Source organism: uncultured Roseovarius sp. (genome assembly GCF_947259555.1).
GTDB lineage: Bacteria > Pseudomonadota > Alphaproteobacteria > Rhodobacterales > Rhodobacteraceae > Roseovarius.
On record NZ_CAMYMD010000019.1, the window covers coordinates 23,928 to 47,735 of the forward strand.

Sequence of the window (23,808 nt, forward strand, 5' to 3'; positions counted from 1 at the left end):
GCCAGCCTGTGAAGTGCGCAACGTTTTCAAGGGGTCAGAATTGCTCCCAGATCATACGGTACTGCCCTACGAGATGGTGTAAGAGGCCGCGCGCGGCGCCATTTGACATGGCACAGGGCGCGACCGCGCTGACGGCCACCTTAGCCAGCGCCCATACCATGTCTTATGAGGCTAAAGCATTTTGTTTCGATCGCTAACGTTGATCGCAAGCTCGACATCAACAGCCAGTATCTCGGACGTGAGATCGACGTCCGGCTCGTTCTCAAGAGGACCGGCCTCGTTGATCCGGCACGTGGCAAGATCCGAGGCGATATGCTTGATCTGATCAAAACCCGGATCATTCCAAACTACGTCCCTCTCGATATTGATGAGCCGCGACCGAAGCCCGCGCGGCATTGCTATCGGCTTGCGGCGGGCGCACTGCTCGGGCAAGAAAGGCCATGGCCCGCCTCATTCTCTTCAACAAGCCATATGGCGTTCTTTCGCAATTCACGGACGGCAAGTCCGACAGCCCGCGTGCCACGCTCTCGGATTATATCGACATACCCGGCGTCTACCCCGCAGGTCGGCTTGATCGTGACAGCGAAGGGCTCTTGCTGCTGACCGACGACGGCAAGCTACAAGCACGCATCGCATCGCCGCGTTTCAAGACCGAGAAAACATATCTCGTGCAGGTCGAGGGCGAACCAGAGGACCAGGTCCTCGATGCCCTCCGCCATGGTGTGATGCTCAAGGACGGGCCAACACGCCACGCCAATGTGCGCCGGATCGACCCACCTGATCTATGGCCACGTGACCCGCCAGTAAGGTTCCGCAAATCGGTGCCCGACTGCTGGCTGGAAATCACCATATCCGAGGGCCGCAACCGGCAGGTAAGGCGCATGACCGCGCATGTGGGTCACCCGACCTTGCGCCTTGTCCGCTGGCGGGTGAGTGACTGGTCATTGGTGAGCCTCGCCCAAGGCCAGTGGCGCGACGCCTGAGCGCATGAAATCCGCGTCAGTATTTACCGATATCGACATTACTGACGCTGTCCAGAACCTTGCCGTTTCGATCAATAGCCTTGAGATCGACAGTGTAGCGATTGCCACGCCCGCCCGAACACGGCGGCAGATAGCCAGGGCTGGCATAGTCACCAGTCGCACGCGCCGCCTTGATCACCCGGGCACCGCTCGGCAGGTTGGATGTCATTCCCGGCACCGCCGGAAGATCGGTCGTGGCCCCCTTGACCGGATACCCGATCGTGCCGTGCCCGCCATTACGCGATAGCGGCCCATAGGACTTGTCGTTGAAGTAAGCGATGATCCAAACAGAGCCATCCGGGACGCCGGACACGCGCATCGGCGGTGTGCTGCCCTTGCCGCCAAAGAGGCGGCATTGTTGACCAGTGGGAACCTTGTTCCCATCCCACCCGCCGCCCAAGCGGACAGTCATGTCGGCATGCGCAGCACTCGCCGCAAGGGACAGCACGAAAACCACACCACTTTTCATCATACTGAAATTCAAATTAACTCTCCCAATCAGCACTGCAATCGAGGAAGGTTAAGCGGCAACCTTCGCAAGATCAAGGCGGATCGCTGATGTCTTGACCCGTGATCCGCGCAAGCAGGTCTACTCGCTTGTTTGCGTCAAAACCGCCGACACCGGGGCCAGCGCCACGCTCGTTGCGCGATCCTGCAATCCCCAGAGCAAGAGCGCGCTGATCGTATCGGCCCGCAGACGCCCGAGCATGATCACGCCCTCTTCCTGCTGCCCGGCCCTCATCGCGGCCTGATCCAGAAACCGGCGTATCGCTGCCGCGTTCTGCCCGTCGCCGTCGAAATCACGAAACAGGCTGGCAGATGGCACGCCCTCGCGCGCAATGAGTTTCTGGGCCGTGTTCAATCCGTTGGAATGCATCACCAGACCGTGGCCGCTCTCCTTGAGGATTGGTGCAAGCTGAGCGCTCGCTTCACGGCTCGATTGCAGGCCATTGCCCGTGCCCTCCAGCACCGCAACGGCCTGAGGTACCTGATCGAGCCATGCCTGCATGGCCACCTCGGTATCCTCGGCCCGCGCGCCCTCGGGCAGATCGGCCATCGCCAGCACTTCGAACCCTGCATCGCGATAGCGCGCCGCCGCCTCGGCCGCACCGGGCCAGTCGACATCCACCGCAAAGCTCAGGGGATAGGGAAAACTCTGCACGGCCTCCAAACCGATCGGGCTCTGGCCATCATCCATCAATATGATCGCCATCAAAGGTTTGTCATCGGGATTCTCGAAACTCACGGAGTTGCGCTCAAGGGCGCCCTGCGGTGCCGAGACATCGGCACTTTCCTCGGCGTCCGGCTCAGCTTCGCCGATGCGCGGTAACCGGCTGGTTGTTACGCCCTCCGCACGGTCGTCGATCGTACCGCTCGGAGGGAGCGTCTTGGCCTGCTCATCGCCGGTGGTGTCCGGCTCCGCTTCAGACGGTGCAACAGCGCCCTCATCCGGCGCGACGGGCTCTATCGAGCCCGCATCACCCGTTGTCTCTGGCAAGGGGACTGGCGCGGGTTCTTCCTCGGGAAAGACGGGCACTGCACTGCGCGCGTCTTCCTGGGTCGGCAACTCCTGGCTCTCTGTCTGAGGGGCGGTGTCGTCTGGCGCCGTCAGACCGGCATTCTCTTCGCCCGTGTCGGGCGCGGGCGGCTGCGCCGGATCGGTAGACACCGAAACACGTCCCTCGCCCTCGGGCACAGCCGGAGCAGGCACCTGCGGACTGGGCAGAACCGGGCTTTCGCTTTCAACCTCGACACCGGCGCTCTCAGAGGTTGCGGCGGGGGCTTCGGCCAACCCGTCCGCGGTGCCGGTCTCAGGCTGGCGCGCGGGTGCGGTATCCGCGCCGCCAAGTGACGCAAGATCATCCGGGACGGGAGGCACGATCTGCGACACCCCACCGCTCTCGGGACCACCCTGAACTTCGGGCAAGGCCGCCTCCCGGTCATCGCGCTTCAGATCGAACCCCGATCCGGGCGTGACCTCCACGGTATCCGCCTCCGGGGCAACGCCCCCCGGCATCTCAATCAGAACCGATGCTGTCCCGAGCACGAGCCCCGAAACAACCGTTCCCGCAATCATTCCCGCCAGAACTCCGCGTGCCACTGCCTTTGCCCCCGTATCCGCCTGTTTTACCTTATATCCGGCCTAGCGCCCCTTGACGGTGCCGCGCAAGCCTGAACAAGTATATCGCGACCGGGCCCAAGGCCTCCAGCCCCCTTTACGAGAGGACAGGCGCAAAATGCTACTCTTGATCGATAACTACGACAGTTTCACCTACAATCTCGTCCACTACGTGGGCGAATTGGGATCGCAGACCGTTGTCAAACGCAATGATGCGCTCAATGTGCAGGACGCGATGGCGATGCGTCCCGCCGGGATCCTGCTCTCGCCCGGGCCCTGCGACCCTGATCAGGCGGGGATCTGCCTCGCCTTGACGCTGGCCGCCGCCGAGGCGGGAATTCCCCTGCTCGGCGTGTGTCTGGGGCATCAGACCATCGGGCAGGCGTTTGGCAGCAAGGTCATTCGTCATTCCGAGATCGTGCATGGCAAGATGGGGCATATTCAACATTCCGCAAAAGGTGTGTTTGCGGGCCTGCCCTCGCCGTTCGAGGCGACGCGCTATCACTCGCTGGTGGTGGAGCGCGACAGCCTGCCCGACTGTCTGGAAATCACGGCAGAGCTTGAGGACGGCACGATCATGGGCCTGCAGCACCGCGAGTTGCCGATCCACGGCGTGCAGTTCCACCCCGAATCGATCGCCTCGCAACATGGCCACAAGCTATTGCAGAATTTCCTCGACGTGATGCAGGTTCCGGCATGAGCGACCGGCTGAAACCGCTGATCGGGGCCGCCGCCGACCGCGCGCTCAGCCGGGAAGAGGCCGAAGCCGCGTTCCAGATCCTCTTTGAGGGCGAGGCGACCCCGGCGCAGACCGGCGGCTTCCTGATGGCCCTGCGCACCCGGGGCGAAACGGTCGACGAATACGCCGCCGCCGCCGCCGTGATGCGCGCCAAATGCAACAAGGTGCGCGCGCCGCAGGGGGCTATGGACATCGTCGGCACCGGCGGCGACGGCAAGGGCACGCTCAACATCTCGACCGCGACCGCGATTGTCGTCGCAGGCGCGGGCGTGCCGGTGGCCAAGCATGGCAACCGCAATCTGTCGTCCAAATCCGGCGCGGCGGATGCCCTGACGCAACTCGGGCTCAACGTGATGGTGGGGGTCGAGGTGGTCGAGCGCGCGCTCTCGCAGGTCGGCATCGCCTTCATGATGGCACCGATGCATCACCCCGCAATGGCCCATGTCGGCCCGGTACGAACCGAGTTGGGCACCCGCACGATCTTCAACATCCTCGGGCCGCTGACCAACCCGGCCGGCGTCAAGCGCCAACTGACCGGCGCGTTCTCGCGCGATCTGATCCGGCCCATGGCCGAGACGTTGGGGCAATTGGGATCAGAGCGCGCATGGCTGGTTCATGGCTCGGACGGCACCGACGAGATGACGATCACCGGCCTCACCTGGGTCGCCGCGCTGGAGGAAGACGGCACCATCCGCGAGGTCGAACTGCATCCCGAGGATTTCGGCTTGCCCGTACATCCGTTCGAGGCCATCCTTGGCGGCACACCCGAAGAGAACGGTCGCGCGCTTCAGGCGCTGCTCGACGGCGCCCCCGGGGCCTATCGCGACGCGGTTCTGCTCAATACCGCCGCCGCGCTCACCGTGGCCGGCCGCGCGCCCGACCTGCGCGCTGGCGTTGCCATGGCCGTCGAAAGCATCGACAGCGGGGCCGCGCGCGCGAAAATCACCGCTCTGGCGAAACTCACATCGGAGGCCGCATGACCACCCCTACCATCCTCGACAAGATCAAGACCTACAAGCTGGAGGAGATCGCCGCCGCCAAGGCCGAGCGCCCGCAGGATGAGATCGAGGCCGAGGCCGAGGCTGCGCCGCCCGTGCGGCCGTTTGCCGAGGCGTTATTTCGGGCCAGCAAGACCGGCTATGGCCTGATTGCCGAGATCAAGAAGGCCAGCCCCTCCAAGGGCCTCATCCGTGCCGAGTTCGACCCCGCCGCACTGGCTGAGGCCTATGCCGAGGGCGGCGCCTCCTGCCTGTCGGTTCTGACTGATACGCCGAGCTTTCAGGGCGCGCCGGAATTTCTGGAACAGGCCCGCGCCGCCTGTGATCTGCCAGTGCTGCGCAAGGATTTCATGTACGACCCCTACCAGGTCGCCGAGGCGCGGGCCTGGGGCGCCGATTGCATCCTGATCATCATGGCCAGCGTCTCGGATGCGCAGGCGGCAGATCTGGAAGACGCGGCCAGCCGATGGGGCATGGACGCGCTCATCGAAGTGCACAACCGCGAGGAGCTGGACCGGGCCAACGCGCTCAAATCCAACATGATCGGCATCAACAACCGCGATCTCAACACCTTCGAGACCTCGCTCGACACCACCCGCAAGCTGGCGAAATTCGTTGATCCGGACGGGCTGATCGTCAGCGAAAGCGGGTTGTCCACCCCCGAGGATCTGGCCGAAATGGCCCGCTACGGCGCGCGCAGCTTCCTCATTGGCGAGACGCTGATGCGCGCCGAGGACGTGGCGCAGGCGACGCGCACGCTGCTCGCCAACCCGATGACGGCAGGCGGTATCTGATGAGCGATCTGACGCATTTTGACGGTCAGGGCCACGCCCATATGGTCGACGTGTCCGACAAGGATGTGACCGCGCGTGTCGCCGTCGCCGAAGGCCATATCAGGATGGCCCCCGAAACCTACGATATCATCGCCGAAGGCCGCGCCAAGAAGGGTGATGTGCTCTCCGTTGCGCGACTCGCCGGCATCATGGGGGCCAAGAAGACCCCCGATCTGATCCCGCTCTGCCACCCGCTTCCCGTCACCAAGGTGGCAGTCGAGCTGACCCTCGACCCTGACCTGCCCGGTGTGCGGATCGAGGGCACGGTCAAGACCACCGGGCAGACCGGCGTCGAGATGGAGGCGCTGACCGCCGTCTCGGTGGCCGCGCTCACGGTCTATGACATGGCCAAGGCGGTGGACAAGGCGATGGAGATCGGCGGCATTCGTGTATTACTCAAAGATGGCGGTAAATCAGGGCGGTATAAGGCGCAATGATCACGGTTGACGCCGCCCTTTCGCATCTCTTCGCTCTCGTTGAGCCAGTGGCAATCGAGGAGGTGCCGCTGGCCGAGGCCTCGGGCCGTATCCTTGCCCGCGAGGTCACGGCGCGGCGCGATCAACCGCCCTTTGCCGCCTCGGCGATGGATGGCTACGCGATCCGCGCAGACGAGGCCACACCCGGCGCGCGGTTCACTGTCATCGGCGAGGCGGCGGCGGGGCATGGTTTTGGCCGGCCTGTAAATGCCGGAGAGGCGGTGCGCATCTTCACCGGCGCGCCGCTACCCGAGGGGGCGACCCGCGTCATCATTCAGGAGGACGTGACGCGCGGCGGCGACACCATCACGCTCGGCACCGATATCGGAACCAAGGACCATATTCGCCCCGCCGGCTGCGATTTTCGCGAAGGCCAGAGCATCGCCGCGCCGCGCCTCCTGCGCCCGGCGGATATTGCGCTGCTGGCCTCGATGAATATCGCCGACGTCCCGGTACGCCGCAAACCGCAGATCGCGCTCATGTCCACCGGCGACGAGCTTGTCATGCCGGGCGAGGCCCCCGGACCCGACCAGATCATCGCGTCCAACACGTTCGGTCTCAAGGCCCTGCTGGACAGCCTCGGGGCAGAGGCGCGTATCCTGCCAATCGCGCGCGACACGGTTTCGTCTCTCACGGCCGGGTTCACCCTCGCCCATGGTGCAGATCTGATCGTTACCATCGGCGGGGCCTCGGTGGGCGATCACGATCTGGTGGGCCAAGTGGCAGGCGATCTCGGGATGGACCGCGCCTTTTACAAGGTAGCCATGCGCCCCGGCAAGCCGCTGATGGCCGGCCGCATGGGCGATGCCGCCATGGTCGGACTGCCGGGCAATCCGGTCTCGGCGATGGTGTGCGGGCACGTCTTCCTCGCGCCAATGCTGCGGGTCATGTTGGGGTTTGGCGCGTGTCCGACACCGCGCAAGACGGCCCCTCTCGCGTGCCCCCTGCCCCGAAACGGGCCACGTGAGCATTACATGCGCGCCGCGCTCTCGGCGGACGGTATCAGACCCGAAGACAAACAGGACAGTTCTCTCTTGAGAATTCTTGCGAATGCCGAAGCGTTGATGGTGCGTCCCGCCAGTGATCCCGCGCGCAGCGCGGGCGAGATGGTGGAATACCTGCCTTTATGAGACCTGGCTTGCGGCGCGTTTGCGACCTCCCAGCCATTATGGACAGAAGATGTCGTTGAACAGCGCGAACAGCATCAGCGACAGCACCAGCGTCAGGCCAACGCTCATCAGGATACGCAGCGCCCGCTCGCTCGGGGGGCGGCCAGTGACCGCCTCATAGGCATAGAACACGAGATGTCCGCCATCCAGCACCGGCACGGGAAAAAGGTTCAGCAGCCCGACCGCGGTCGACAGTACCGCTATGAACCACACGAAGCTCTGCGCGCCCTGACTGGCCATTGCGCCTGACACCTGTGCTATGCCGATCGGGCCGGACATATTGCAGCTACTGATCGCCCCGGTGACCATGTGATAAAGACCCGAGAGCGAGCTTTGGATAATCTCGCCGGTCTGGCCCACCGCATCGCCCATCGCCTCGAACAGGCCAAGCCGCTCCGTTGCCGGCTCGAACGCCATTCCGCCGGCAATGCCGATACGCCACTGGGTCTGGAACCCGCCCTCAGGCTGAGGCTCGTCGACGCGGCGCGGCGTGATCGTGACATCGTAGGTCTCACCTCCGGGACGCCACATCGACAATGCCAGAGGCGCGCCGTTCGAGCCCTCGACCACGTCCTTGAGTTGGGAAAAAGCGACAACAGGCATGTCATTCACGGAGGTAATCACATCCCCGGCCCGCAAATCCGCCGCAAACGCGGCCGATTGCGGAGCCAGCCCACTGATCAGCGGCGGCATCAGCTGCGGGCCCAAAGCCTCTTGCCGTCGGCCATCGCGCTCGATCTCATAGCTGAGCAGCGGCTCCATCGGAAGGCCGTCGATCAGGTCGTCATAGACCTCTCCGCCTGCGACGTCCGGCAGGCTCTGGCCTTCGATCGCCAGAACCTGATCCCCCGGTTCCAGCGTTATCCCCTCGACCGGCAAGGGCTTGAGCGCGCCCACCGTCAATGGATCAGCGGTCTTGCCGCCTGTCATCATCACAGCAGAGAAAATCAGGATCGACAGCACGAAATTGAACACCGGCCCTGCCGCGACGGTGGCGGTGCGCGCCCAAAGCGGCGCACCGTGCATGGTCTGGCGCAGACGTTCCGGCGGCAATTGCGACATCGCCGCGCCATCCTTGCCGCTTGCCGCATCAGAATCGCCCAGAAACTTCACAAAGCCACCAAAGGGCAAAGCGGCCAGTTGCCAGCGCGTGCCATGCCTGTCGATCCGCGAGTACAGCACCGGGCCAAAGCCCAAAGAGAACACCTCGGCCTTGATCCCAGACCAGCGCCCGACGATGTAGTGCCCGTATTCATGCACCGCCACGATCACGGAGAGCGCCACAACAAAGGCGAGTATCGTCATGAAAACATTGCCAAATTGCGGCAGAAACGTCAGAATGTCCACGCTTTATCCTTGATTTGTTCGCTCAGCCACGACCGTGTCGGCGTGCTCTCTTGCCAAATGGTCCATATGGGCCACCACATCAAGGGTCAGATCCGAATTGCGCGCGTCCGGCGTGTCGGTCAGCGCGTTCAGCACCTCTTCGACTACAATGTTCATGTCGGTGAAACCGATGTGACCGGCGATGAAATGATCAAGCGCCCGCTCCTTGGCCGCGTTGAAAATCGCCCCCGCGAGGCCGCGCGCCTCCATCACCCCGCGCGCGAGCCGCAAGGCAGGGTAGCGTGCCGGGTCGGGCGGGCGGAACTCCAGCGTGCCGACCGCTGCCAGATCCAGCACCTCGACCGGCAACGCCTGACGTTGCGGCCAGTTGAGCGCGTAACCGATCGCATGGCGCATGTCAGGCGGACCCACATGAGCCATCAAAGCGCCGTCGCAAAACCCGACCAACGCATGAACCAGCGATTGCGGATGCACCAGCACCTCGATCTGCGACGGTGCCAGGCCAAAGAACTCGCGCGCTTCGATCATTTCCAAGGCCTTGTTGAACATCGAGGCCGAGTCGATCGTGATACGCTGGCCCATGTCCCAATTGGGATGGCTGGAGGCCTCGGCCACGGTGGCACTCTGAAGCTGGTCCAGCGGCCAATCCCGAAACGCCCCGCCCGACGCGGTAAGGATCACTCGACTGACCGCCGCCGCATCCTCGCCAACAAGCGCCTGAAAGACGGCTGAATGCTCACTGTCGACGGGCAGTATAGTCGCACGGTTCGTGCGGGCGGTACGCATCATCAGTGGCCCTGCCGTGACCAGCGACTCCTTGTTGGCCAAGGCCAGCGTTGCGCCCGCCTCCAGAGCCGCGAGGCCGGGCGCGAGACCCGCCGCGCCCACAATGGCCGACATCACCCAATGTGCGGGGCGGCTAGCCGCCTCGACCAGCGCCTGCGCGCCAGCTGCGGCCTCAATATTGGTCCCGGCAAGCGCATCCCGCAGATCGGGCAATAGTGCCTCGTCTGCGGTCACGGCCACATCAGCCCCGAGCGCAACCGCATCGGCGGCCAACCGGGCGATATTGCGCCCCCCCGTCAGCGCAACGACATCGTATGTGCCGGGCGCGCGCGCGATCAGGTCAATCGTGTTCTGCCCGACCGAGCCGGTCGCGCCCAGAATGGAAACCCGTTTCATGCCACCCCCGGCAAAAGACCAAGTGCGCGCAGGGCCAGAACGACCAGGGCCGCACCAAGCATCGCGTCAAAGCGGTCGAGGACGCCGCCATGTCCGGGGATCAGCCCGGAGCTGTCCTTTATGCCGCGCAGGCGCTTGACCGCGCTCTCCGCGATGTCACCGAGCTGCCCCGCAAAACCGACCAGCACCGAAACCACTACGAGAGCAAGCCCAGCTCCGGTCGGCGCGGCAAAGATCAACCCGACAATCGCCGCACCCAGCCACCCCGCGATGGTGCCCGACCACGTCTTTTTGGGGCTGACGCTCGGCCAGAATTTTGCGCCGCCCAAGGCGCGTCCAGCGAAATAGCCCGCCACATCCGAGACGACCACGACAGCAACCAGCCAAAGCACCCAGATCATACCCGCATCGGCGCGCAGGGTCGCCATCGCAAAGCATCCAAGCAACGACCATAGCGCGAGGGCGAAAAACGGTCCGCGCTCTCGCTCGACAGAGCTAGTTGCCACAATGACGGCTGCGAGCAGGACCGGTACCGCCATGATACCCGGCAACCACAGCACAAGCGCCAGTGATGCGGCGGCCAGAGCGCCGGAGCGAAGCGCATCAGGAGCGCTGAACATCCGTGCCGCCTCCCAGATCATTGCGCCGCCGAGGGCGCAGACAAACCCGGCGAACGGCAGGCCGCCCAGCCAGATCAAGAGCGCGCCAACCGCGATCATCACCAGCCCGGACAGCACACGTGGCATCAGATCGGACCAGCGCGCGCCCCCGCTCATGCGGATACGGCGCCGAAGCGACGGTCCCGAGTGCCATATTGTGCGAGAAGACCGGCAAAAATATCAGGCGTGAAATCCGGCCAAAGCGTATCGATGAATTCGTATTCCGCATAGGCCGATTGCCAGAGTAGAAAATTGGAGATCCGCGCCTCGCCGCTCGTGCGGATCACAAGATCGGGGTCCGGCAGAACACAGGTATCAAGATACCTTGGCAGGGTTTCCTCATCCACATCCGCAGGGCTGAGCCGCCCTTCCGCGACGTCGAGCGCGAGCCGCTTGGTCGCGCGCGAGACCTCATCGCGGCCCCCATAATTGAGTGCGATGGTCAGGTTGGTACCGGTGCAATGGGCAGTCATGCTCTCTGCGTCGTCCATCAATCCACGCAGCTTGGCATCCAGCCGAGGGCGGTCCCCGATAAAGCGCACACGCACATTTTCGCGCACGAATTCCTGCATTTCCTTCATGATGTAGCGCCGAAAGAGGCTCATCAAACCGGCGACCTCGGTTTGAGTTCGCTTCCAGTTCTCGGTCGAAAACGCGAAAATCGTCAGGTACTTGACACCAAGACCGGGACAGGATTGCACGATCTCGCGCACGCGCCGGGCCCCGGCGTGGTGACCAAAGAGACGCGGGCGTCCGCGCTTTTGCGCCCAACGCCCATTGCCATCCATGATGATCGCCACGTGGCGTGGACCCTCGCCCTGAGGTGATTTGCCTGCCATGCGCGCGTTCTTCGTCATCAGACCTGCATGATCTCCGCTTGCTTGGTCTCAAGGGCTTCGTCGACATGCTTGATGTATTGATCGGTCAGTTCCTGCACCGAGGTTTCCCAGAATTTCTGGTCGTCCTCGGACATGCCGTCGGCCTTTGCCTTCTTGATCTGATCCATCCCGTCGCGCCGCACGTTGCGCACGGCCACCCGCGCGTGCTCGGCATATTGCGATGCGACCTTGGTCAGCTCCTTGCGCCGTTCCTCGTTGAGTTCAGGGATCGGCAACATGATGATCGTGCCGTTGAGCTGCGGATTTATGCCCAGACCACTCTCGCGAATGGCCTTTTCGACCTTGCCGACAAGGCCCTTGTCCCAGACATTGATCGTGACCATGCGCGGCTCCGGCACGTTTACCGTACCGACCTGATTGATCGGTGTTTTCTGGCCATAGGCGTCGACCATCACCGGCTCCAGCATCGAGGCCGAGGCGCGGCCTGTGCGCAGCGATGCAAACTCCGCCTTCAAAGATGTCATCGCGCCATCCATCCGGCGCTCCAGATCGCCTGTGTCGATTTCGAAATCTTCCGCCATTTTATCCTGGTCCTTCTTGCGGCACGTGTCTTTGCGTCCTGTTTAGCCTTATCCGTGGACGGTTGTATAGGTGCCCTCGCCCGCAAGAATGCCTTTGAATCCATCCGGCTCGTCAAGAGAGAAGACGATGATCGGTAGATTATTGTCGCGCGCGAGGGCGATGGCGGAGGCGTCCATAACCCCCAGATGCTGCGCCAGCACCTCGTCATACGTGACCCGGTCAAAGCGCGTTGCATCTGCGTGTTTGATCGGGTCTTTGTCATAGACCCCATCCACCTTGGTGCCCTTGAATATCGCTTCGCAGGCCATCTCGTTGGCGCGCAATGTCGCCGCCGTATCGGTCGTGAAATAGGGATTTCCCGTGCCGGCGGCAAAGATGCAGACCCGCTTTTTCTCGAGGTGGCGCACGGCGCGGCGGCGGATATAGGGCTCTGCCACCTCGTCCATGCGGATGGCTGAAATCACCCGGCAGAACACGCCCATCTTTTCAAGCGCGCTCTGCATCGCCAGGGCATTCATCACCGTGGCCAGCATCCCCATATAATCGGCAGTGGTCCGTTCCATACCCTGCGCCGACCCTTGCAGCCCGCGAAAGATGTTGCCGCCGCCGATCACCATGCAGATTTCGACCCCCAGATCATGCACGATCTTGACCTCGCGCGCGACCCGTTCGACCGTTGGCGGATGCAGACCGTACCCCTGATCGCCCATCAATGCCTCACCGGAAATCTTGAGCATGACGCGGCTGAACTTGGCTCTTTCCGGGGTGGTCATGGGCAATCTCCGCTGCGTCTCTTCAATCCCGCGCAAAATGTCGCAAATGCGCCCAAGGTGCAATCGCAGAAAGCGGTGCCAAAATGGAAAAGGCGGCAAACCGCCTCGCCAAACCAGGCGATTGGCGCTAACCCGTGCCCATGAGCCTGCTCGCAGACATCGACCCGCACCGCCCGGTGCTGATCGCTGGCCCGACCGCCAGCGGCAAATCCGCCCTCGCCATGATGATCGCGCGGGCGCAAGGCGGCGTGGTCGTGAACGCCGACGCGCTACAAGTCTATGAAAACTGGCGTATTCTGTCGGCCCGCCCGAGTGTCGAGGATGAGGCGGCCCAGCCCCATCGGCTGTTTGGACATATCGGACCGCTTGCCGAGTATTCCGTCGGGCATTGGCTGCGCGAGGTGACGCCGCTTTTGCATTCTCCGCATAGGCCGATTATCGTCGGCGGAACCGGGCTATATTTCACGGCGCTGACCGAAGGGCTGGCCGATATACCGGCCACCCCGCCCGGGATACGCTCGGAGGCCGATCACCTGCTGAAAACCGCGGGGCTGACTGTTATGCTCGACGCGCTCGACCCTGCCACAGCCGACCGGATCGACAGGTTGAACCCGATGCGCGTGCAGCGCGCGTGGGAGGTGCAGCGCGCTACCGGGCGCGGATTGGCGGCATGGCAGGACGATACGCCGCCGCCCGTCTTGCCGCTTGACGCGTGCACGCCTCTGTTGGTCGAGGCCGGCAGGGAATGGCTGAGCGAGCGTATTGCACATCGCTTCGACGCCATGCTCGCGGCGGGGGCGCTCGATGAGGCGCGCAGCAACCTGCCTCTTTGGGATCCGGCGCGCCCCTCGATGAAAGCCATCGGCGCACCGGAACTTATCGCGCACCTAAACGGCGAAATCACGCTCAAAACCGCCCGCGAGGCCGCCACCATCGCCACCCGCCAATACGCCAAGCGACAGCGAACGTGGTTCCGTGCCCGGATGAAAAAATGGCGGACGGTTGCCGCAGAAACATTATCAGGCTGACTTGCGGCGTTCGCATTTCGTGCAGCCAATTCGCATTTCGTGCACGAAACTGCGGGTTTCAGGACATGTGAGGCGACAGCTGCAAGGCCGACCGCCCAAATTCAAGGCATGGCCGATTGGCCGTGTCTTTGGGAGGAGACCGCATGATTCCAGCCGCTTTCGAGTATTACCGACCCGATGATTTGCAAGGCGCGCTTGCGCTCTTGCACGAACATGGTGACGAAGCCAGAGTCGTGGCGGGCGGTCACAGCCTCATTCCGATGATGAAATTGCGCATGGCCGAGGTGCCGCATCTGATTGACCTTCAGGCCATCGACGCCCTGCGCGGGATCACCGTCGACGGCAACCGCATCACGCTTGGCGCGATGGTGACGCAGGAAGAAATCATCGCCCATGAGGGGCTTGCGACGCTGGTCCCCATCCTGCGTGAGGCCGCGCTTCAGATCGCGGACCCGCAGGTGCGCGCAATGGGGACTGTCGGGGGGAATGTGGCCAACGGTGATCCCGGCAATGACATGCCCGGCCTCATGCAATGTCTCGGGGCCACGTTTCACGTCACCGGTCCCGATGCTGCGCGCGAGATCGAGGCGCGGGATTTCTACGAAGCGGCCTACATGACCGCTCGCGAGGATGACGAGATCCTGACCGCTGTCAGCTTTGATGCGCCCAACGGCGGGCAATCCTATCAAAAGCAAAAACGCAAGATCGGCGATTACGCCACAGCCGCCGCAGCAGTGATCCTGACCCGAGAGGGCGAGCATTGCACAGGTGCCTCCATCGCAATGACCAACCTCTCGGATGTGCCCGTCTGGGCCGAGGCAGCTGGCGAGGCACTCATTGGCACCGATTGTGGCGAGGACGCTGTAATCGCGGCGATCAACGCCATGCAGGAGGCGATAGACCCGACGGAGGACAACCGCGGCCCCGTCGCGTTCAAACGCCACACTGCCGGGATTATCCTGGCGCGCGCGATCGCCCGCGCATGGTCACGCGCCTGAAAGAGAGAAACCACATGTCCAAAAAGATGCAGATCACCCTTAATGTGAACGGCACACGCCACGAGTTGCTGGCGGAACCGCGCACGCTTCTCATTCATGTCCTGCGCGAAAACCTCGGCATCACCGGGCCGCATATCGGCTGTGAGACATCCCATTGCGGAGCCTGCACCATCCTGATGAACGAGCGCTCGATCAAGTCCTGCACGGTTTTTGCCGCGCAGGCGGACGGAGCCGAAATCACAACAATCGAGGGCCTCGGCACACCCGACTCGCTGCACCCGCTGCAAGAGGCGTTTCGCGAACATCATGGGCTGCAATGCGGCTTTTGCACGCCAGGCATGATCACCCGCGCAGCACAACTGCTCAAGGAAAACCCTGACCCGACCGAGGAAGAGGTGCGGTTTGGCATGGCAGGCAATCTCTGCCGTTGCACCGGATACCAGAACATCGTCAAGGCGGTGCTTGCCGCCGCAAGCGAGATCAACACCGCCAAGGAGGCCGCGCAATGAATGACCTGACCCCCGACCGCGACGACCGCACCGCAAACCTCAAGGGGATCGGCTCTGCGCGCAGGCGCGTCGAGGATGCGCGATTCACTCAAGGAAAAGGCAATTACGTCGACGACATCAAGCTGCCGGGCATGCTCTTTGGCGATTTCGTCCGCTCGCCTTATGCACATGCGCGCGTCGTCTCTGTCGATACGTCTGCGGCCATGGCCCTCGATGGGGTGGTGGCCGTACTGACAGCCAAGGATCTGGAGCCTCTGGGCCTGCATTGGATGCCCACCCTCGCTGGCGACAAGCAGATGGTGCTGGCCGATGGCAAAGTGCTCTTTCAAGGGCAAGAGGTGGCCTATGTCGTCGCGCGCGACCGCTATGTCGCCGCGGATGCCGTGGAACTGGTGGAGGTGGAGTATGAGGAGCTACCCGTCATCACCGACCCGTTCGAGGCTCTCAACTCCGACACCGTGCTGCGCGAGGATCTGCAACCCGGTGCTGACGGCGCCCATGGCCCCCGGCGCCACGCCAACCATATTTTCCTCTGGGAAGAGGGCGACAAGACCGCCACCGAAGAGGTGATCGGCAGCGCTGATGTGGTGGTCGAGGAAATGATCTATTATCACCGCACCCACCCCTGCCCGTTGGAGACCTGCGGTTGCGTCGCCTCGATGGACAAGGTCAATGGCAAGCTGACGGTCTACGGCACCTTTCAGGCGCCGCATGTGGTGCGCACCGTGGCGTCGCTGCTTTCGGGCATCGACGAACACAACATCCGCGTGGTCAGCCCCGACATCGGCGGCGGCTTTGGCAACAAGGTGGGCGTCTACCCCGGCTATGTCTGCTCTATCGTCGCCAGCATCGTGACCGGCCTGCCGGTCAAATGGGTCGAGGACCGGATGGAAAACCTGATGGCCACCGCCTTTGCCCGCGACTACTGGATGAAAGGCAGGATTTCGGCCACCAAGGAGGGCAAGATCACCGCGTTGGAGGCCCATGTCACCGCTGATCACGGTGCGTTCGACGCCTGCGCCGATCCCACCAAGTTTCCGGCCGGTTTCTTTCACATCTGCACCGGCAGCTATGACATCCCCGTGGCCTACGTGGGCGTCGACGGCGTCTATACCAACAAGGCCCCCGGCGGGGTCGCCTATCGCTGTTCGTTCCGTGTGACCGAGGCGGCCTATTTCATCGAACGGATGATCGAGATTCTGGCCATCGAGCTCGGCATGGACGCGGCGGAACTCAGGCGCATCAACTTCATCCGTGCCGATCAATTCCCGTATCACTCGGCACTCGGATGGGAATATGACTCGGGCGACTATCAAACCGCGTGGGACAAGGCGCTGAAAGCCGTGGATTACGACGGCCTGCGCACCGAACAAGCCGCACGCGTCGAAGCATTCAGGCGCGGCGAGACGCGGCGGCTGATTGGCATCGGTCTCACACATTTCACCGAAATCGTCGGCGCGGGCCCGGTCAAGAATTGCGACATACTCGGGATGGGCATGTTCGACAGTTGCGAGATCCGCATCCATCCCACCGGATCGGCCATCGCCCGCCTTGGCACGATTTCCCAAGGCCAGGGGCATGCCACAACCTTTGCCCAGATTCTCGCATCTGAAATCGGCATACCAGCGGACAAGATCACGGTAGAGGAAGGCGATACTGACACCGCCCCTTACGGCCTTGGCACCTATGGCAGCCGCTCGACCCCAGTGGCAGGCGCGGCCACGGCCCTCGCCGGGCGCAAGATCCGCGCCAAGGCGCAGATGATCGCGGCCTATCTCTTGGAGGTACACGACGATGACGTCGAATTCGACATAGACCGTTTTGTCGTCAAGGGCGCGCCGGAACGCTTCAAAACCATGGCCGATATTGCCTATGCCGCCTACAATCAGGCCATTCCGGGCGTCGAGCCGGGGCTGGAAGCGGTCAGCTACTACGACCCACCCAACATGACGTATCCGTTCGGGGCCTATATTTGCGTCATGGAGATCGACGTGGACACCGGCGAGGCAGAGATCCGGCAATTCTACGCGCTTGACGATTGTGGCACCCGGATCAACCCGATGGTGATCGAGGGGCAGGTGCATGGCGGTCTGACCGAGGCCCTCGCCATCGCCATGGGACAAGAGATTGCCTATGACGATATGGGCAACGTCAAGACCGGCACACTGATGGATTTCTTCATCCCGACCACGTGGGAGACGCCGCACTATACCACCGACCATACCGAAACCCCGTCGCCGCATCATCCCATCGGGGCCAAGGGCGTGGGTGAGAGCCCGAACGTGGGCGGTGTTCCGGCCTTTTCCAACGCTGTTCATGACGCGCTGCGCCCCTTTGGTCTGCGGCAAAGCCACATGCCGCATGATCACTGGCGCATCTGGAAAGCGGCGCATGATCTGGGGCTACATGGTTGAGGGCAGAGGGGGGCGCTGCCCCCCGCGCCCCCCGGCGTATTTCAGGAACAATGAAAGAGCGGGACAGCATGGCGGACTGGCGCGATCTGCAACAGGGTATGGCGGCGCAGGGCTATATCGCGGGCGACGATCTGGCGATGGCTTTGCATATCGCACTTTCACTGGGGCGCCCCCTCCTGCTCGAAGGAGCGGCGGGGGTGGGCAAAACCGAGGTGGCGCGTGTGCTCGCCGCATTAAAATCCGCGCGCCTCATCCGGCTGCAATGCTATGAGGGGCTGGATGCCGCACAGGCAATCTACGAATGGAACTACCCGCGCCAGCTTCTCGCTATCCGCGCCGCAGCCGAAGGCGGGGAGACAGGCGCGGGTGTCGAGGCGCGTATCTTTTCCGATGACTACCTGCTGGAGCGGCCGCTTTTGCAGGCGATCAGGCAAACGGAGCCCCCCGTGCTCCTGATCGACGAGATCGACCGCGCCGATGAAGAGTTCGAGGCTTACCTGCTTGAAATCCTGTCAGAGTTTCAGATCACAATTCCCGAGTTGGGGACCATAGCCTCCACTGTGCGACCTATGGTGATCCTGACCGCCAACGGCACCCGCGACCTCTCAGACGCGTTGCGCAGACGCTGCATTTATGCCCATGTCGATTACCCTGATCGCGTTGCAGAGCTTGCGATACTGCAAAGCCGGTGCCCCGGACTCGACCGACAGCTTACCGGGCAGATCGTCAGCTTCGTGCAGCAAATCCGTCGTGAGGATCTGGAAAAGACACCCGGTATCGCGGAAACTCTTGATTTTGCGGCCTCGCTCGCCGGGCTCGGGATCAATGATTTGACTCACGACCCCGTGGCCCTGCAAGCCGCTTTGGCCACCCTGCTCAAGACCCAAGCCGACCGCGCCAATATTACGACCGAAGTGGCGCAGCGCCTCGCGGGGCAAGCTGCATGAGCCGCGTCACCCGCTTTGCCGCCCGCGATCCGGGGCCATCAGCGCGCGTCGCAGGCTTTATAAACCACCTGCGCGGCAATGGTCTCCGGCTCGGCGTGGGAGAGACACAGACCGCGCTCGCCGCGCTGACCCATGTCAATGCGGCCAACCCGGAAGAGACGCGGCGCGCACTGAAATCGGTCTGTGCCAGCAACGCGGGTGAGGCCTCACAGTTCGACGCGCTCTTTGACAGCTACTGGCTCAACGCGGGCCGGGTCCGCGAGAAGACCGCTCCTACCGCGCGCAAAGGAGAACACAGTGAAAACAGCCGCGACGCGCAGGGCCATAGCAGCAACGCGCCCGGCAAGGTCCATTCCCCGGACGACGGTGCAGGCGACGCGCATGGCGACGGGACCGGCAAACTGATCGCCAGCCGCACCGCCAACTTGATGCGCGAGGACATGCGCAAACTTGTGAGCCCGCAGGACATCAAGGCAGCCGAGGACGTGGCCCGGCGCATCGCACGCAGCCTCGCTTATCGTCGTGCGCGACGCCGCCGCGCCGCACGCAAGGGCGACCAGATCCACTTTCGTCGTCTCATACGCGCCAGCCTGTCGACCGGCGGCGAGCCGCTCAGCCTGCCCCGCAAAAAGCGCCCGGACCGCAAGGTGCGGATTCTGGCTCTTTGCGATGTCTCGGGCTCCATGACAATTTATGCACGAGTGTTTCTTGCCTTTCTGTCAGGCCTTGTCCGTGCTGATGACGCCACGGATGCCTGGCTCTTTCACACCCGTCTGCTGCGCATATCGGACGCGCTGCGCGATCCCGATCCGCTTCGTGCGCTGAACCGCCTGTCACTCTTGGCCGAAGGGTTTGGCGGCGGCTCAAAAATCGGCGCATCGCTGGCGCAATTCGCCCAGGGACCGGCGCGCCATTGCGTCAATTCCCGTTCGGTTGTGGTGATCCTCTCGGATGGCTACGATACAGACACTCCCGAGGCGCTCGTCGATGCCCTGACCCGCCTGCGCAAGCGCGGTGCGCGCATCCTATGGCTCAACCCTTTGAAAGGCTGGAAAGAATATCAACCGGTGACAGCCGCCATGGCTGCCGCCCTGCCCCATCTCGACCATTTCGCCGCCGCGACGACGCTGAACGATCTGGCCGCACTTGGTCCGCAACTGGAGCGTCTGTGACATGGGCACTGACACACTCGATCTCGCCACGCACCGTCTTGCAACCGCTCGCGAACCCTATGCCATCGCCACCGTGATCCGCACAGTAGGTGCTACTGCCGCGAAGCCCGGCGCGCGCGCGCTTGTCCTTGCAGACGGCACCATATCGGAGGGCTGGATCGGCGGCGGATGTGTGCGCAGCGCGATCAGTCGCGCCGCACGCGATGCGATTGCCGAAGCCACCCCGCGCCTCATCTCGATCCAGCCCGAAGACGCGTTGAGAGAACACGGCCTGTCCCCCGGTCAGACCCATGAGGGCCGCGAGATCGCGCGCAACGGCTGTCCCAGCAAGGGCGCCATGGAGGTTTTCGTGGAGCCCGTTCTGCCCCGTCCTGAACTGGTGATCCTTGGCGCATCGCCCGTCGCCCTCGCGTTGGCCACGCTTGCCCAGCCGTTTGAATTTGACATCACCACGCCCGAGTCGGGCCCATTGCCGGCGCCAACCAGCGCCCGAATGATAGTCATTGCGACACAAGGGTCAGGCGATCTTGCAGCGCTGAACACGGCCCTTGCCAGCGAGGCGGATTATATCGGCTTTGTCTCCAGCCATCGCAAATTTGCGGCACTTTCCAAGAGGCTGGAGGCCGACCCCGACAGCCTTGCGCGCATCCACTCGCCAGCCGGTCTCGCCATAGATGCCGTCACGCCAGAGGAAATCGCGCTCTCTATCCTCGCACAGATCGTCAAGCACCGCAGGCAAGGCCAGCGTCAGACATGAATTTCGCTTTTATATCAAGGAGTATGCTATGGACCTCGCCGATGAAATCAACATCCAAGCACCGAAAGACCGGGTGTATGCGGCGCTGAACGATCCCGACATCTTGCGGCAGAGCATTCCCGGTTGCGAAGAGTTGGTCAAACATTCCGATACGGAGATGGAGGCGCGTGTCTTGCTCAAGATCGGACCGGTCAAAGCGCGGTTTACCGGAACCGTCACGCTCGACACATCCGGCGCACCGGATGCGTTCTCTCTGAAAGGCCAGGGCAATGGCGGCACTGCCGGACACGCCAAGGGCGGGGCTGATGTGACGCTGACCGAACAGGACGGCGTGACGATCCTGCGCTACGAAGCGCATGCCGATATTGGCGGCAAGCTCGCGCAGTTGGGTAGCCGGCTCGTTCAAAGCACGGCCAAGAAGCTCGCCAGCAAGTTCTTTGCCAACTTCCAGGAGGCCGTGGCCCCGGCCGAAGTCTGAGCCCGGCCGGGGCGCACGCCTCAGAGCGACGCCATAAACGCCGCGATCCCGGCCTCGGCCACCTCGCGGTCCTGCGCGGGCGTGCCGGAACTCACCCCGATGCCGCCCACAACCTCGCCGTTGACCTCAACTGGCAGGCCACCGCCCACCACCATCAGCCGCCCGCCAATGGCCGAGGCGATACCGTAGACCGGCTTGCCGGGCTGACTGACCTCGCCATATTCATGCGTCGCCTTCTTGGCGCCCGCGGCGGTGAACGCCTTGTCGATGGCGATGGTGATCGAGGTCACCTTGCCACCATCCATCCGCTCGAACGCGACCAGATTGCCGCCCTCATCGGTGATCGCGATGCACATCGGCACGCCAATCTCGGCGGCCTTGGCGCGCGCACCTGACAGCAACACACCTGCATCCGCCAGATCCAGCCTCTTGATCGTCATCATCGCCAGTCCCCTTATGCTGCCTTGACGCCGCGCCGCGCGGGCTCTGTATAGCCCGAGGGCTGCTCGGCCGATCTTGCCATCGAACGCGCGCCGCTGCAAAGGCCGACACGTCGAACTCCGGCACCATCGGGCGGTTTTCCGGGTCATCCGCGTTTTGCGCGTCCACCTTGGGGGCCATCCGGCGGAGTGACGCCTCGATCTCTTCCGCCGAGCGTACGCCATGAATCAGCCAGTTGGCCAGATATTGCGAGGAAATCTGCGCGCGAGGCCGGGTCCGAGCCTTTGAGCGCCTCTTGCAGCCCCGGCACATCGACGTGGTGATACTGCGTGGCGTGCGAATTGCGCGGTGTCCGCAAGACCAGTCACCTGCCCCGCCCCGGTCACGTGCAACCCAGGCTCCGGAGCAATCCGGTGCCGCGCAGGCGGGTTAACGAAAGGTTGCACGGGGCGCGCGGGGGGAGCGGCGAAAGGGGCAGAATCGTCAGGTTAACAAGGGGGATGGGCGATTTTGGGCTGTCTGTATCGCGTCGGTATTGCGACGGTATCGCGACGGCGTGGGTGTGGGGAGAGGGGGCGGTTAACGGGGCGTGTGTAGCGGCGGGTGCAGACGTCATCCTCCGGCTTGACCGGAGGATCTGCTGGCGGGGAGATCCTCGGGTCAGGCCCGAGGATGACGGGGAAAGAGAGGGCGGTTGGGTCAGGCGTCGGGGCGGGACACGGACGTCATCCTCCGGCTTGACCGGAGGATGACGGGGAAAAAGAGGCTCGGTTAGTCGTCGGGGAGGACGGCGAGTTGGCTTTGAACCCCCGCGATATGCGGATGGTCGGCGGGGAGCGTGGCGCGGAAGATGGCCAGCGCCTGCTCCAGCAGCGGACGGGCCTCGGTTGCGCGGTTAAGCTTTACCAGCACGCCTGCGAGGTTTTTGAGGCCGACGGCATAGTCCGGATGCTCCTCGCCGATGGTCGCGCGCTCTATTTCCGACGATTGCCGGTAGAGCCCTTCGGCCTCGGTATACCGCCCCTGCGCCTGCACCACGAGCGCAAGGTTGCCCATGCGGTTAGCATACTCCGGGTGCATCTCACCGATGGTCGCGCGGTCGATCTCCAGTGCCTCGCGGTAGAGCCCCTCGGCCTCGGCATACCGCCCCTGCGCCTGCACCACGAGCGCGAGGTTATTGAGGCCGATGGCATAATTCGGATGCCCCTCGCCGATAGTCGCGCGCTCTATTTCCGACGATTGCCGGTAGAGCCCCTCGGCCTCGGCATACCGACCCTGCGCCTCCAGCACAAGCGCGAGGTTGTTGAGGTTGGTGGCATAGTCCGGATGCCCCTCGCCGATGGTCGCGCGACCGATCTGTAGCGCCTCGCGATAGAGCCCCTCGGCCTCGGCATACTGCCCCTGCGCGTTGATTGTCAGGGCGTGGTCATTCAGGGCCGCCGCGGTCTTCTCCGGCTTGCCGTCCGTTCGGGCGAGGGCCACGAGGTCTGCCCCGTAGCGATGCGCGGCGTCGAGATGTCCGGCGCGCCAGGCGTATGCGCGGGCCTTGAACAGGGCGTCATATCCCGGGTTCAGCCGTGCCGCGTCGGCGTAGTGGCGGGCGGCGTCGTGCCAGCGGACCTCGGCCTCGGCGACCTCGCCCCGGCCATAGGCGGCGCGGGCGGTCTCGGAAATGGCGAGTTCGTTGCGCGCCTCGATCTCGGCGAAGATGGCGTCGGCGAGGGAGTAGTCGCCCTGTTCCAGCGCCGCCTTGGCCTCGGCAATCCGGTCGCCGCCGATATGGTTGGCCTCGCGGTCGAGCAGTGCCTCGAGGTCGGCGATGCGTTTGCGGGCCTCGGCGAGGGATTTTTCCGGGTTGGCGATCTGGGATTCGAGTTCGGCGATACGGGCGCGAAGCTGCGTCTTTTCTCCCTCTGCGGCCTCGGCCAGTTCCTGTTCGAGATCGGCCTTGAGTTCGCGGCGCAGGCGGATGAATTCGGAGACGGTGAGGGCCGGGCCGTCCCTGGCCTGTGACGGCTTGATCTGGTCGATGGTCTCGGGGGCGAGTTGGGTGGGTCTGTCGCGTTTGAAGGGCCATTTGACCCAGCCAATCAAGACGGCCAGAGCCGTTATGATGGCCGTAAGCGGCACGACCCAAGCGGCCTCGGCGACCAGCCACTCCTTTACGGCAATCCAATACTCCAACATCACCGACCCGCTCGACTACCCTCGGCCTCACAATACCCGTTTGCGGCGATGTGGGAAGAGGGCGTCATCCTCCGGCTTGATCGGAGGATCTGTTGCCGGAGAGATCCTCGGGTCAGGCCCGAGGATGACGGGAGGCGGG

25 protein-coding genes are annotated in these 23,808 nt (G+C 63.6%); 14 read left to right on the plus strand and 11 right to left on the minus strand.

What is annotated here, in order from left to right; genetic code table 11:
• Positions 1–171: 171 nt before the first annotated feature.
• Positions 172–396, minus strand: a complete 225-nt coding sequence (locus Q0X85_RS02780; RefSeq protein WP_297768679.1) for a hypothetical protein — start codon at positions 394–396, stop codon at positions 172–174.
• Between the two features lie 44 nt (positions 397–440).
• On the opposite strand from Q0X85_RS02780, the gene Q0X85_RS02785 reads away from it, so the two are divergent.
• The gene (locus Q0X85_RS02785) at positions 441–983 is read left to right on the plus strand and encodes a pseudouridine synthase (RefSeq protein ID WP_297768681.1); all 543 of its coding nucleotides are present in this window, start codon (positions 441–443) and stop codon (positions 981–983) included.
• A 16-nt stretch (positions 984–999) separates the two neighbouring features.
• Here the strand turns inward: Q0X85_RS02785 and Q0X85_RS02790 are convergent, their stop codons facing one another.
• Together Q0X85_RS02790 and Q0X85_RS02795 are read right to left on the minus strand one after the other, a co-directional pair.
• Entirely contained in the window at positions 1,000–1,494 is a 495-nt protein-coding gene (locus Q0X85_RS02790; RefSeq protein ID WP_297768684.1) for a hypothetical protein, read from the minus strand.
• 117 nt (positions 1,495–1,611) lie between these two features.
• Positions 1,612–3,123 (minus strand): divergent polysaccharide deacteylase family protein, encoded by a 1,512-nt coding sequence (locus Q0X85_RS02795; protein ID WP_297768688.1) that lies wholly within the window; start codon positions 3,121–3,123, stop codon positions 1,612–1,614.
• Between the two features lie 136 nt (positions 3,124–3,259).
• On the opposite strand from Q0X85_RS02795, the gene Q0X85_RS02800 reads away from it, so the two are divergent.
• Genes Q0X85_RS02800 through glp form a run of 5 tightly spaced genes read left to right on the plus strand, consistent with a single transcriptional unit; the run spans position 3,260 to position 7,317 of the window.
• Positions 3,260–3,841, plus strand: coding sequence for an aminodeoxychorismate/anthranilate synthase component II (locus Q0X85_RS02800; RefSeq protein WP_297768691.1), 582 nt, complete (start codon positions 3,260–3,262; stop codon positions 3,839–3,841).
• Complete coding sequence (gene trpD, locus Q0X85_RS02805; protein ID WP_297768694.1) at positions 3,838–4,860, plus strand: anthranilate phosphoribosyltransferase; 1,023 nt, start codon at positions 3,838–3,840, stop codon at positions 4,858–4,860. The genes Q0X85_RS02800 and trpD overlap by 4 nt, the downstream gene beginning before the upstream one ends.
• Positions 4,857–5,672 carry an indole-3-glycerol phosphate synthase TrpC gene (gene trpC, locus Q0X85_RS02810; RefSeq protein ID WP_297768696.1) on the plus strand — a complete coding sequence of 272 codons (816 nt, stop codon included), beginning with the start codon at positions 4,857–4,859 and terminating at the stop codon, positions 5,670–5,672. The genes trpD and trpC overlap by 4 nt, the downstream gene beginning before the upstream one ends.
• Complete coding sequence (gene moaC, locus Q0X85_RS02815; protein WP_297768698.1) at positions 5,672–6,148, plus strand: cyclic pyranopterin monophosphate synthase MoaC; 477 nt, start codon at positions 5,672–5,674, stop codon at positions 6,146–6,148. Before trpC ends, moaC begins: the two co-directional genes overlap by 1 nt.
• Positions 6,145–7,317 (plus strand): gephyrin-like molybdotransferase Glp, encoded by a 1,173-nt coding sequence (glp, locus tag Q0X85_RS02820; protein ID WP_297768702.1) that lies wholly within the window; start codon positions 6,145–6,147, stop codon positions 7,315–7,317. Before moaC ends, glp begins: the two co-directional genes overlap by 4 nt.
• A 36-nt stretch (positions 7,318–7,353) precedes the next feature.
• On the opposite strand, the gene rseP is transcribed toward glp, so the two are convergent.
• The 6 genes from rseP to pyrH are packed head-to-tail and all read right to left on the minus strand — an operon-like array spanning position 7,354 to position 12,738.
• Positions 7,354–8,703 (minus strand): RIP metalloprotease RseP, encoded by a 1,350-nt coding sequence (gene rseP, locus Q0X85_RS02825; RefSeq protein WP_297768705.1) that lies wholly within the window; start codon positions 8,701–8,703, stop codon positions 7,354–7,356.
• Between the two features lie 3 nt (positions 8,704–8,706).
• On the minus strand, positions 8,707–9,885 hold the full coding sequence (dxr, locus tag Q0X85_RS02830) for a 1-deoxy-D-xylulose-5-phosphate reductoisomerase (RefSeq protein WP_297768707.1): 1,179 nt from the start codon (positions 9,883–9,885) through the stop codon (positions 8,707–8,709).
• Positions 9,882–10,661, minus strand: coding sequence for a phosphatidate cytidylyltransferase (locus tag Q0X85_RS02835; RefSeq protein WP_297768710.1), 780 nt, complete (start codon positions 10,659–10,661; stop codon positions 9,882–9,884). The genes dxr and Q0X85_RS02835 overlap by 4 nt, the downstream gene beginning before the upstream one ends.
• Entirely contained in the window at positions 10,658–11,401 is a 744-nt protein-coding gene (locus Q0X85_RS02840) for an isoprenyl transferase (RefSeq protein ID WP_297768713.1), read from the minus strand. Before Q0X85_RS02840 ends, Q0X85_RS02835 begins: the two co-directional genes overlap by 4 nt.
• Positions 11,401–11,964, minus strand: coding sequence for a ribosome recycling factor (gene frr / locus Q0X85_RS02845; protein WP_297768716.1), 564 nt, complete (start codon positions 11,962–11,964; stop codon positions 11,401–11,403). Before frr ends, Q0X85_RS02840 begins: the two co-directional genes overlap by 1 nt.
• 48 nt (positions 11,965–12,012) lie before the next feature.
• A complete protein-coding gene (gene pyrH, locus Q0X85_RS02850; protein WP_297768719.1) occupies positions 12,013–12,738 on the minus strand; it encodes a UMP kinase in 726 nt (241 codons plus the stop codon).
• A gap of 140 nt (positions 12,739–12,878) precedes the next feature.
• Between pyrH and miaA the strand changes: the two genes are divergently transcribed.
• The 8 genes from miaA (at position 12,879) to Q0X85_RS02890 (ending at position 21,041) form a co-directional block, all read left to right on the plus strand.
• Positions 12,879–13,766: a tRNA (adenosine(37)-N6)-dimethylallyltransferase MiaA gene (miaA, locus tag Q0X85_RS02855; protein ID WP_297768723.1), complete on the plus strand. Its 888-nt coding sequence runs from the start codon at positions 12,879–12,881 to the stop codon at positions 13,764–13,766.
• 143 nt (positions 13,767–13,909) lie between these two features.
• A complete protein-coding gene (locus Q0X85_RS02860) occupies positions 13,910–14,764 on the plus strand; it encodes a xanthine dehydrogenase family protein subunit M (RefSeq protein WP_297768725.1) in 855 nt (284 codons plus the stop codon).
• Between the two features lie 14 nt (positions 14,765–14,778).
• Complete coding sequence (locus Q0X85_RS02865) at positions 14,779–15,273, plus strand: (2Fe-2S)-binding protein (RefSeq protein WP_297768727.1); 495 nt, start codon at positions 14,779–14,781, stop codon at positions 15,271–15,273.
• A complete protein-coding gene (locus tag Q0X85_RS02870) occupies positions 15,270–17,687 on the plus strand; it encodes an aerobic carbon-monoxide dehydrogenase large subunit (protein ID WP_297768730.1) in 2,418 nt (805 codons plus the stop codon). The genes Q0X85_RS02865 and Q0X85_RS02870 overlap by 4 nt, the downstream gene beginning before the upstream one ends.
• A gap of 68 nt (positions 17,688–17,755) precedes the next feature.
• Positions 17,756–18,634, plus strand: coding sequence for a MoxR family ATPase (locus tag Q0X85_RS02875; RefSeq protein WP_297768794.1), 879 nt, complete (start codon positions 17,756–17,758; stop codon positions 18,632–18,634).
• Positions 18,631–19,806: a VWA domain-containing protein gene (locus Q0X85_RS02880; protein ID WP_297768733.1), complete on the plus strand. Its 1,176-nt coding sequence runs from the start codon at positions 18,631–18,633 to the stop codon at positions 19,804–19,806. The genes Q0X85_RS02875 and Q0X85_RS02880 overlap by 4 nt, the downstream gene beginning before the upstream one ends.
• 1 nt (position 19,807) lies before the next feature.
• Entirely contained in the window at positions 19,808–20,563 is a 756-nt protein-coding gene (locus tag Q0X85_RS02885; protein WP_297768736.1) for an XdhC family protein, read from the plus strand.
• A 28-nt stretch (positions 20,564–20,591) separates the two neighbouring features.
• Positions 20,592–21,041: a carbon monoxide dehydrogenase subunit G gene (locus Q0X85_RS02890; RefSeq protein ID WP_297768738.1), complete on the plus strand. Its 450-nt coding sequence runs from the start codon at positions 20,592–20,594 to the stop codon at positions 21,039–21,041.
• A 20-nt stretch (positions 21,042–21,061) separates the two neighbouring features.
• On the opposite strand, the gene Q0X85_RS02895 is transcribed toward Q0X85_RS02890, so the two are convergent.
• Together Q0X85_RS02895 and Q0X85_RS02905 are read right to left on the minus strand one after the other, a co-directional pair.
• Positions 21,062–21,484, minus strand: coding sequence for a heme-binding protein (locus Q0X85_RS02895; RefSeq protein ID WP_297768740.1), 423 nt, complete (start codon positions 21,482–21,484; stop codon positions 21,062–21,064).
• A gap of 769 nt (positions 21,485–22,253) precedes the next feature.
• Positions 22,254–23,669 carry a tetratricopeptide repeat protein gene (locus Q0X85_RS02905; RefSeq protein ID WP_297768742.1) on the minus strand — a complete coding sequence of 472 codons (1,416 nt, stop codon included), beginning with the start codon at positions 23,667–23,669 and terminating at the stop codon, positions 22,254–22,256.
• Between the last annotated feature and the right edge of the window lie 139 nt (positions 23,670–23,808).

Bases quoted from the DNA above. Each gene is read 5' to 3' on its own strand.
- Q0X85_RS02860 (WP_297768725.1), top strand. From the start codon at position 13,910: ATGATTCCAGCCGCTTTCGAGTATTACCGACCCGATGATTTGCAAGGC.
- Q0X85_RS02895 (WP_297768740.1), bottom strand. From the start codon at position 21,484: ATGATGACGATCAAGAGGCTGGATCTGGCGGATGCAGGTGTGTTGCTG.
- Q0X85_RS02905 (WP_297768742.1), bottom strand. From the start codon at position 23,669: ATGTTGGAGTATTGGATTGCCGTAAAGGAGTGGCTGGTCGCCGAGGCC.
- Q0X85_RS02890 (WP_297768738.1), top strand. From the start codon at position 20,592: ATGGACCTCGCCGATGAAATCAACATCCAAGCACCGAAAGACCGGGTG.
- frr (WP_297768716.1), bottom strand. From the start codon at position 11,964: ATGGCGGAAGATTTCGAAATCGACACAGGCGATCTGGAGCGCCGGATG.
- Q0X85_RS02835 (WP_297768710.1), bottom strand. From the start codon at position 10,661: ATGAGCGGGGGCGCGCGCTGGTCCGATCTGATGCCACGTGTGCTGTCC.
- Q0X85_RS02875 (WP_297768794.1), top strand. From the start codon at position 17,756: ATGGCGGACTGGCGCGATCTGCAACAGGGTATGGCGGCGCAGGGCTAT.
- trpC (WP_297768696.1), top strand. From the start codon at position 4,857: ATGACCACCCCTACCATCCTCGACAAGATCAAGACCTACAAGCTGGAG.
- Q0X85_RS02865 (WP_297768727.1), top strand. From the start codon at position 14,779: ATGTCCAAAAAGATGCAGATCACCCTTAATGTGAACGGCACACGCCAC.
- Q0X85_RS02880 (WP_297768733.1), top strand. From the start codon at position 18,631: ATGAGCCGCGTCACCCGCTTTGCCGCCCGCGATCCGGGGCCATCAGCG.
- pyrH (WP_297768719.1), bottom strand. From the start codon at position 12,738: ATGACCACCCCGGAAAGAGCCAAGTTCAGCCGCGTCATGCTCAAGATT.
- Q0X85_RS02785 (WP_297768681.1), top strand. From the start codon at position 441: ATGGCCCGCCTCATTCTCTTCAACAAGCCATATGGCGTTCTTTCGCAA.
- Q0X85_RS02885 (WP_297768736.1), top strand. From the start codon at position 19,808: ATGGGCACTGACACACTCGATCTCGCCACGCACCGTCTTGCAACCGCT.
- Q0X85_RS02800 (WP_297768691.1), top strand. From the start codon at position 3,260: ATGCTACTCTTGATCGATAACTACGACAGTTTCACCTACAATCTCGTC.
- dxr (WP_297768707.1), bottom strand. From the start codon at position 9,885: ATGAAACGGGTTTCCATTCTGGGCGCGACCGGCTCGGTCGGGCAGAAC.
- Q0X85_RS02780 (WP_297768679.1), bottom strand. From the start codon at position 396: ATGCCGCGCGGGCTTCGGTCGCGGCTCATCAATATCGAGAGGGACGTA.
- Q0X85_RS02840 (WP_297768713.1), bottom strand. From the start codon at position 11,401: ATGACGAAGAACGCGCGCATGGCAGGCAAATCACCTCAGGGCGAGGGT.
- miaA (WP_297768723.1), top strand. From the start codon at position 12,879: ATGAGCCTGCTCGCAGACATCGACCCGCACCGCCCGGTGCTGATCGCT.
- Q0X85_RS02870 (WP_297768730.1), top strand. From the start codon at position 15,270: ATGAATGACCTGACCCCCGACCGCGACGACCGCACCGCAAACCTCAAG.
- trpD (WP_297768694.1), top strand. From the start codon at position 3,838: ATGAGCGACCGGCTGAAACCGCTGATCGGGGCCGCCGCCGACCGCGCG.
- glp (WP_297768702.1), top strand. From the start codon at position 6,145: ATGATCACGGTTGACGCCGCCCTTTCGCATCTCTTCGCTCTCGTTGAG.
- moaC (WP_297768698.1), top strand. From the start codon at position 5,672: ATGAGCGATCTGACGCATTTTGACGGTCAGGGCCACGCCCATATGGTC.
- Q0X85_RS02790 (WP_297768684.1), bottom strand. From the start codon at position 1,494: ATGATGAAAAGTGGTGTGGTTTTCGTGCTGTCCCTTGCGGCGAGTGCT.